Annotated in this window: 5 protein-coding genes; 1 reads left to right on the top strand and 4 read right to left on the bottom strand. The window is 32.5% G+C overall.

The features are described from left to right. Positions 1-95: 95 nt before the first annotated feature. Entirely contained in the window at positions 96-458 is a 363-nt protein-coding gene (locus AC3DU7_RS02850; protein ID WP_488037855.1) for a response regulator, read from the top strand. A 165-nt stretch (positions 459-623) separates the two neighbouring features. Here AC3DU7_RS02850 and cheB read toward each other — a convergent pair whose 3' ends face one another. From cheB to AC3DU7_RS02830, 4 genes are all read right to left on the bottom strand, one after another. Further along, complete coding sequence (cheB, locus tag AC3DU7_RS02845; RefSeq protein WP_488037854.1) at positions 624-1,763, bottom strand: chemotaxis-specific protein-glutamate methyltransferase CheB; 1,140 nt, start codon at positions 1,761-1,763, stop codon at positions 624-626. Between the two features lie 962 nt (positions 1,764-2,725). Continuing rightward, complete coding sequence (locus AC3DU7_RS02840) at positions 2,726-5,098, bottom strand: hybrid sensor histidine kinase/response regulator (RefSeq protein WP_488037853.1); 2,373 nt, start codon at positions 5,096-5,098, stop codon at positions 2,726-2,728. Between the two features lie 296 nt (positions 5,099-5,394). After that, on the bottom strand, positions 5,395-7,245 hold the full coding sequence (locus AC3DU7_RS02835) for a methyl-accepting chemotaxis protein (RefSeq protein ID WP_488037852.1): 1,851 nt from the start codon (positions 7,243-7,245) through the stop codon (positions 5,395-5,397). 338 nt (positions 7,246-7,583) lie between these two features. Continuing rightward, positions 7,584-9,035 (bottom strand): methyl-accepting chemotaxis protein, encoded by a 1,452-nt coding sequence (locus AC3DU7_RS02830; protein WP_488037851.1) that lies wholly within the window; start codon positions 9,033-9,035, stop codon positions 7,584-7,586. Positions 9,036-9,291: the final 256 nt, after the last annotated feature.

Below are 9,291 nucleotides of genomic sequence, written 5' to 3'. Positions count from 1 at the left end.
AGAGGTAATTATCAATTATCAATTATCCATTATTGAATTCATTTATTTCTCAAAAAGTACTAAATGTAAGTAATAACATATCTGGAAATAAAAGTATGAAAAAAACAATTTTAGCCGTAGATGATAGTACTGTTATGCATCAGATTTTCAAACAAGCTTTGAGTCAGGAATATCGCGTATTAGTAACTGATAATGCTATAGATGCTTTGTCAATGATATACCATGAACAGGTGACAGTTCTTTTGTTAGATATTTTAATGCCTGGTATAGATGGTTTAGAACTTTGTCGGACAATACGTAGCATTCCTCAATTTAAAAATCTACCAATTATTATGTTGACAGCAAGAGGTAGTTCTTTTGATAAAGTGCAAGGACATTTAGCTGGTGCCACAGAATATTTGACTAAACCTTTTAATGCAGAAAAGTTACACCAGGTAATTCAGAGGTTGTTGAATTAATTTGAAGTATAAATTTCCAGAAAAGATGTAATAAGCAATAGGAAGAAGTAATACCATTTCTCAAAAACTTTTCTACATTTTATTGAGCAGGGGACCCACCCCTAACTCTTCCCAGGAAGAGGGGAGTTAAGGAAAAGTAAACATTATAGGTATTAAAATTTTTATTTATCTGTATTTACTAATATGATTCAGTAGCACAGGAGTAATATCATTAATTGACAAGATATATTGAGCAGCTCCAAGATCGATAGCTTCTTTCGGCATTCCAAATATGACAGAAGTTGCCTCATTTTGAGTGATTGTCAAACCACCTGCTTTAGCGATCGCCATCATTCCATCTGCTCCATCTCTACCCATTCCTGTCAATAAAATACCTGCTGCAAAGGAGGCATAAAAATTAGCAACTGAATTAAAAGTAACAGTAATTGAAGGTCGATGTCCTCCAAGTAGCGGAGTTTTTGAGCAGACAAATTTACCCATATTATTTAATTCTAAATGATGTTCTTCTGGTGGAAAATATACTACTCCTGCCTCTGGTAGTTCTCCATAACTAGCAATTTTTACTGGTAGTTGACATTCATGGGCCAACCAATTTATCAACCCAGTTAAAAATCCCCTACTAATATGTTGAACACAAATTATAGGTACAGGTAAATTAGAAGGTAAATTCTGAAGAATAGTCTTTAAAGCTTGAGGACCACCTGTAGAGGCTCCAATTGCTACAATTTGAATTTTTTTTGAAGTTCGACAATATTTAGGTATAGTTTTTTTAGCAGAAACAATAGAAGTATTTACTAGCTTATCCTTTGTACTTTGTACAAACATTTTTTGCCGATCTTCCTGGTTTACTCTATTTATATTCCGAGGGTATTGAGTAAAAACTTTGACTCCAGAAAGAATTTTTATTTTATTAATTAACTCCCGCTGAATTATTTCATAATCAGAACTTAATCCAGTTTCTGGTTTAGGAAAGACATCAATTGCTCCTGCCTCTAAAAGTTGAAAAATATTCTGGGTATTATATTCTTGTACTGAATTACTAATCACTAAAATTGGTCGTGGGTATTTCTGCATCACCTCTCTAATAAATTCTAATCCATTCATAAATGCCATGTGTAAATCTGTAGAAATAACATCTGGCTGAACTTTAGGAATCAATTTTAACGCTTCTAAACCATTTTTAGCTGTGCCTACAATTTCAATTTCTAGAGAGACAGCAAGAATTCTTTTTAAAACAATTAAAGCCACAGGAGAATCGTCAACAATTAAGATTTTTATGACTTTTATCTTATTTTTCATTTCCATAATAATTATTTATGGTTGTTTGATTTTATATAGCAATTCGTGTAGGATTTGTCAAAAATCTATGTATTTAGATAAACAATCTTAAACTCTTACTTCTGTTGCCTGTTAAGCTGTTCCTTAATTCCAAGATATTGTCTGCAAAACCATGCTGAGGATTGTGATATCAAGTTACGTTTTTCTGATAGGCTAGACAACTTTTTAGTCTTACAGAAGTTATGCATTTTTTAGTTATCTAACACTATATATAGCAATCTTATTTGAGTTGTGAGGTAAGCATTTCCTACAGACTGCTTCCCTACGGGATGCTACGCAAACACAAACAGCCGTCAGCCATAAGCTAGCCTCCTCCGGAGGAACTGCGAACTTCAGCTAGTACTTTTAGTTTACGATAAAAGGTATCCACCCCCATCATATTGAGTGGATACCGATATAGCTAATACTTTTTCCCGAATTAAAATTGCTCAAACCAATATAAGTCGATGCTTTGACATTGAATCAGCAAACCCTAACTATTGTCCAATAAATCAATCAAACATCAATAATTGCGAAACAGAGCAATATATAGCGCTGTGCGCAGGCAACAGGCAACAGGCAACAGGCAACAGGGGTAATAAAAAACCGATAATATAAGACTTTTAGCTATTGGACATCTCCTACAATTTGTAAATATGCCAGCGCACATTGCTATAGCTGATATTTCCAGACCTAAAATTGCTCAAACCAGTATAAGTCGATGCTTTGATATTTAATCAGTACACCCTTAACTATTGTCCAATAGATCAATCAAACATCAATCTATGGAAAGACAGCGATATAGCTGATATTTCCCGAATTAAAATTGCTCAAACCAATATAAGTCGATGCTTTGACATTGAATCAGCAAACCCTAACTATTGTCCAATAGATAAATAAGACAAGGTAATAAAGCTGATAGCTGATAGCTGACCGCTGAATGCTTACATTTAAACTAATCTTTTTAAAGTTTCTAAAAGAACTTCTTGATTAAAACTATCTTTAGTAATATAAGCACTAGCCCCTACTTCTGCGCCTTTTTGCTTATCTTCGTGGGATGCTAAGGATGTTACCAAAATAATAGGCAATTCAGCGTAATTTTGATTTTCTCTAATTTTAGTAGTTAAAGTCAAACCATCCATATTAGGCATTTGAATGTCAGAAATTACAGCATCAAAAGAGCGAGTTTTTAGTTTATTAAGAGCATCTATTCCATCAACTGCAGTAATAACTTCATAACCTGCACTTTCGAGAATTCTTTTTTCTTGGGTTCGTGTAGCAATTGAATCTTCTACTAATAAGATTAGAGGTTTGTTATTAACTTTTTCAACTTCTAATTGCTGAAGAAATTTTGTGCTAAAAATAGATGTCGATAATTTCTTCGCTGATTTCATTAAATCTTGAGGATTTAAAATCATACAGACATCACCAGTACCAAGAATAGTTGCACCCGAAACATTTATTACCCGTTTCAATAATTTACTTTGAGGTTTAAGCATAACATTTTGTACATCTATTAAAGCATCAACAAATAGTCCTAATTTCTCATTTCCAATTTGGATAATAATACAATTCTTCTCCTGAATATCATTTATTTTATCCCGTTCAATAGCTGACAAATTTAGTAAATCTGACAGTGGAAAAACAGAGATAGGCTCATCATCAAAAATAATAGTATCTCTACCTTCAATAGTAAAAATAGATTCTACAGAAACCAGTAAAGTAGTGTGAATGCATTCAATTGGCAAAGCATAATAAATATTTGCAACAGCTACTATTAATACATTAATCGTGGCGATAGAAGTGCTGAGTACTACTCTGGTTAAACATCCTTTTCCTGGTTGAGATTCTATGTGAATATTTCCTTTAAGTTCTTCTACATTTGCCTTTACTACATCTAAACCAATACCCCTACCTGAAATTTCAGTCACAAATTTTTTTGTAGAAAATCCAGGGGTAAAAATCATGGATTGAATTTGTGTTTGTGTCATTGAAGCTAATTCGCTTTTACTACAAATTTTTTGTTTTACTGCTGTTTGTTTAATTTTTTCAATATCTAGCCCACGCCCATCATCTATAACTTCGATTATTACTTTATTAGCAGTATTTTCTGCCCTTAATTTAATTGTAGCAACAGGATTTTTTCCTGATTTTTTGCGCTCTGTAGGTGTTTCAATACCATGATCTATTGCATTACGAATTAGATGAATTAAAGGATCTTTCATCTGTTCAATAATTCGCTTATCTGCTTTACTTTCACCACCTTCAATTATTAATTTTACTTGTTTGCCTTCTTGCCTTGCCAAATCTCTAACAACGCGAGGAAAAATATTAAAAATAGTAGATAAAGGCAGCATTCGCAGAGTACGAACTCCAGTTCCTATCTGACGGCTAATTAAATCAAGTTTATCAATATCTTCATGAATAGAATTTCTAAAATTATTAATTAACGATCCTAAATTTTCTAATCGTTTTTCTGTTTGCAGATAATAGTTTTTTAATTGCTGAGTATAGTTATTAATAGTAGTAGAGTCGTTAAAATTTATACCTGGAACAAAAAAGCGATTTTTGAGGATATCTCTGCTCCATTCTTCCCATGAATTTGCGATTTTTTCTATTTCTAGTAGTCGGTGAAAAAGTCTAATTTGAGTTACAGTTAATTCTCCAGTTTGTGTCATTAAAGAATCTAGATTACGGGTAGATACACGCACTGTTTCAATATGATAAGAGGTAGAAATATCTGGAAGTTCACTGGTTAAAGTATTTTCATCTGGCTCAGTTTTAGTGAAACTAGATTCATTAATATTAGCTACTTCTTCTGGCTGTTGGGTATTTAATGATGAAGTATTTTTGGCAACTTTTTCCTCTTTGACAGAAGTACTAACAGCAATAGTTTCTTCAGATTTTAAATGTGTTTTATCTTTGTCTTGTAATGATGTATTGATATTATTTGCTCCCATCAAAGTAGCTAGTACATGAAAAGTATTTATACCTGATGGCTCTCCTGTAACTGCCTCTTGTACAAGTTTGTAAATGGCATCTAATCCAACTGAGAAGCGGTCGCTAATTTCTGGAGATATAACTTGCTCGCCTCGCGTAATTTCTCCTAATAAATGTTCCAACTGATGAGCAAGTTGAGATACATCTTTAACTCCTAACATTGCAGCATCACCTTTTAAGCTGTGAATTTCTCGTAATAACTCTTCTGATTTTGTTAAGTCTTGTGGATATTTTTCTAAATATAAAAACCCTTCATCAAGTTTTTGGAGATGTTCTTCACTAGCAGTTTTAAATACTTCTCGAAGTTCAGAATCTTCAATCATAAATTACACCGTTATTTCAGTTATCAGTTATCAGTTATCAGTTATCAGTACCTCTGCAATAAGGAGGCTTGAAATACGGAATATTCTTTTTTTTCACCCCCTTAAAAGGGCAGGCTTTAGACCACTATTTTTCGGTAAAAATTTATTAATATATAATACCATTTTGAAAAAATCTTGCTAAATTGGCTATTCAAGGTATTATGAAAAATTTGTCTTCTATTCCCTATTCCCTGTCTTCTATTACCTATTCCCTGTTGCCTGTTGCCTGTTGCCTATTGCCTATTGCCTGTTGCCTGCTAAACTATTGTCTTAAGTTTAAGCGCTGCTTCATAAAGTTCTTGAGTGCTAGTTGTAACTTGAGAAATACTCTTAGCTGTTTCAGCAGCACTGTAATTAATATTATTCATAGATTCAATCGCATTTTGAATGGCATCTACTTGTTGTTCAGTATTGTGATGAATTTGCTGGTTACTAGCAAATAAATGAGAAACTACTTCTGTTAAATTTTGGAAAGTATTAGCAGTTTCCTCTGCCGTTTTAACACCAGCATTCGCTATTTTTTTTCCCTCATTTGTCACCTTGAAAGTAGAATTAATTGCTACTTTAATTTCTGGCACAATTACATTAATTCTTTTCGCAGCTTCAGAGCTTTGATCTGCTAATTTCCGAATTTCTTTAGCTACAACAGCAAACCCACTGCCTTGTTCCCCAGCTCGTACTGCTTCTACTGCAGCATTAAGGGCTAAAATATTAGTCTGCATTGCTAAAGAACTTACTAAATTTGCCAAGCTAGAAATATTCCCAATTTGAGTATTTTTTTCACCAAGTTCTTGATTTTTTCTACTAATATTATCAACAGTTTCTCTCAAACTCTGCATTTGTTCAAAAGTTTTATCTACCATTTTACTTCCCTCTTCAGCTAATTTTAAAACTTTACTTGCTGCCACTGCGACTGATTCTGCTTGTTGAGATATTTCTTGAGAAGTTTCACCTAAAGTAGTCATATTATTATTAGTTTCATTAGCAGCTAATGATTGCTCTGATGCCATCTGTTTCTGCTGATTCATTGTCGCCAAAATATTATGAGAAAAAGAAGATACATTATTAATTGTATTTTTAACTATTTGAACTATATTCATTATAGTTAACCATCCAATAGACAAAAAAATTATCAAAGATAAACATATAATTACCAAAGCTAAAATTGTAAAATTGTTGGCTTTAGCAAATACAATTTTTTTAGGTAAATCATAGACAAATACTAGAAATTTATTGGTATTATTTTCCTGTAAAAAAATAGTTTTGTAAGTAATAACGCTATCTACACCATCAACAATATCACTTTGGCCACTAGATAAAATTTTATTACTCACTTCTTCTGAATAATATTTTTGAATTTTTTCATCTGTATTTAGTTCAAAACCCCACTCTTTTTGCTCATTTGAGTCGTATAAATAGTAGCCATCTTGATTAATAATAAAAGCTGTCCCAGTTTGATTTTGATTATTTTGTTTTAATTTTTGAAACATACGGTCAACTAGCAGATTAGCAATGATAATTCCTTGACGTTTTCCATCTGCTGAAAATATAGGAGTTGCATATCTAATGGTTGGTTTATAAGGAATTTCAATTTTTCCCTGTTCTCGATTAAGATTTATAGGTGAGACATAAATTTCACCTAAATCTAGGGTCATAGTTTCTGTAAAATATTCTCTCTTTGCTTTATTTTGTAACTGCTCTTCAGGAATATTTTGCACTATTAAGCCATCCGAATTTACACGCACAATTTCATTTCCACTTTTATCCAAATAGCGTAATTGCATATAGTATGGTTTTGTTTGCATAAATTCTATAAATATGATGCTTAGTCGTTCTCGCCAAATGTCATAAGTAGAATTATCTTGTGGATCGATGCTATTGTTATTTCTAGCTCTGACAATTCCTTGAATAGGTGGAACTTTACTCAGAAATAAAACATCGTAACCAATATTTTCTAAGTTGTTAATTATATTATCTGAACTATCGTTAATTTTTTTTTGTAGGTTTGCTAAACCTAAATCTCGCAAAGTATTAGTAGCAGAGATTATCCCATAATAACCTACTATTGAAACAGGAGTAATTGTGCTAAAAATTAGAACAATTAGCATTTTGTATTGTATTTTTTTGAAGATATTATCAAACATTTTTCATCTTTTATAGATAACTACTTAATAATTAATAATTACCTCATCTTTAAAATAAGAGGATTGACTCAAAGGAAAATTTTTATTTATTATCTCCTTAAAAGGGGAGGCTTTAAACCCAAATTTTTTGATCGGCATTCAGCAGTCAGCTATTAACTTATTATATTAGAAGGAGAATTCAAAATTCTATTTATGCAGCATTTCGTAGGAAAGGGTGCATAAATATTTGCAAAAATACTTTTTTCCTATATATTCCCTGTTACCTGTTGCCTGTTGCCTGTTGCCTGTTGCCTATTCCCTTTTTAAACTATAGACTTTAACTCTTTACTTACTTCATTAAGCTTTTGAACTCCTTGTTTAGTTTGCCCTAAACCACTAGCTGTTTCTTGTGCCCCTTTATTCAGCTCATTCATTGCATCTACCACTTGCTTAATAGCTAGCGCTTGCTGTTTAACATTAAAAGAAATTTGCTGATTATTTAAAACTACATTATTAATTGCTTCTTTAACACCATTAAAAGCTGTCGCTGCTTGTTGAGAAATTTTTACTCCTGACTCTACATTTTGTGTACCTGCTTCTGTTGCCATAACTGTAGAATTAATTAATGTTTGAATATCAGCAACTAATGTATAGATTTTTTCTGCAGACTTTCTACTTTCATCAGCTAATTTACGAATTTCACTAGCAACAATAGTAAAACCTTTACCATGTTCTCCAGCACGAACTGCTTCTACTGCAGCATTTAATGCTAACATATTAGTCTGATTTGCTAAGTCACTAACGAGCTGAGAAATATTACCAATTTGATTTGTTTGTTCGCTTAAACGAGCAATTTGTTGAGCGATCGCTCCCACTTTTTCATTTAAAGAAGCCATACCTTCTAAACCTATATCAACTGCTTCTGTGCCCTCTTCAGCTAAGTTCAAAGCCTTTGTTGCGGCTGCTACTGCTGCTGTAGCTTGTTCTGCTGTAGCTTGAGAAGAAGCACCTAATTCATCCATAGTTGTAGTAGTTTCATTTACAGAGCTAGCTTGTTGAGCAGCAGTAAGTTCCTGCTGAATTATTGTGGTAGAAACTCCTGTAGAAAAATTGACTATATTTTCAGTTACCCGATTAATTTTTTTACTAATATCACCTGTAGTTTTTACTGCTACAGTTATGGAAATAAGAATCAACAATATTGAGCCTATACTTAGCAACCATAATAATATAATTAAATTCTTATTTGTCCCCTGTGTCTCTTTCTCAAGTTCTATCTTCTCCAGACCAAAAAATTTATTACTTAGTCTTTCAAATTCATCAACAAATTCTTTACCTTTTCCAGTGTTAAAGACACTTACTGCTTCATTTTGCTTGCCCTCTTTTACTAATTTGATAACTTGATTAGCAAAGAATTGAAAATCATTTTTAACCTGCTTCATTTCCCCTAAAAGTTTTTCTTGTTCTGGAGTATTAATTAATCGATCTATAGACTCAATAGCTGCATCGAAAAGCTTTGCACCTTCATTATATTCCTCAATAAATACTTCATTTTGAACAGCTAAATAACCACGAAAACTTCTAACCATTTTTTCTCCATATAGAGTTGCCTTATTTATATCAATAATCACAGCTTGTACTTTTTCAACTTCTTTTAAAGTTTCTAAAACTTTAGTCGTAGTTCCATACATTACTCCTGCTAGCCCTAGAAAGAAAACTACAGAGACTCCATATCCTAATAATAAATGCGTTCTTAACTTGATATTTTCAAACATAAATTTTTCAGTGATGACTCAATTATCGTAAGTATTTCCTGTGGAATGCTGGGCAAACAGCTATTAGCAGTCAGCTACCTCCTTTCTTCCGGAATGCTGCGCAAACGGAGGAACTACGTTAACAGTAATTAGTAATTAATAATTACTTCTAAGGTTTAGTCATGGGACTTTGGCAGTAACTTTTATTCTTTCTCAATTTCAAAGGTTGCTTTTACCTTCCCAAAATTAATGGCTGATAGCTAATAGCTGATAGCTG

This window comes from Okeania sp., assembly GCF_983059655.1.
This window is presented reverse-complemented; position numbering and strand designations above follow the sequence as displayed.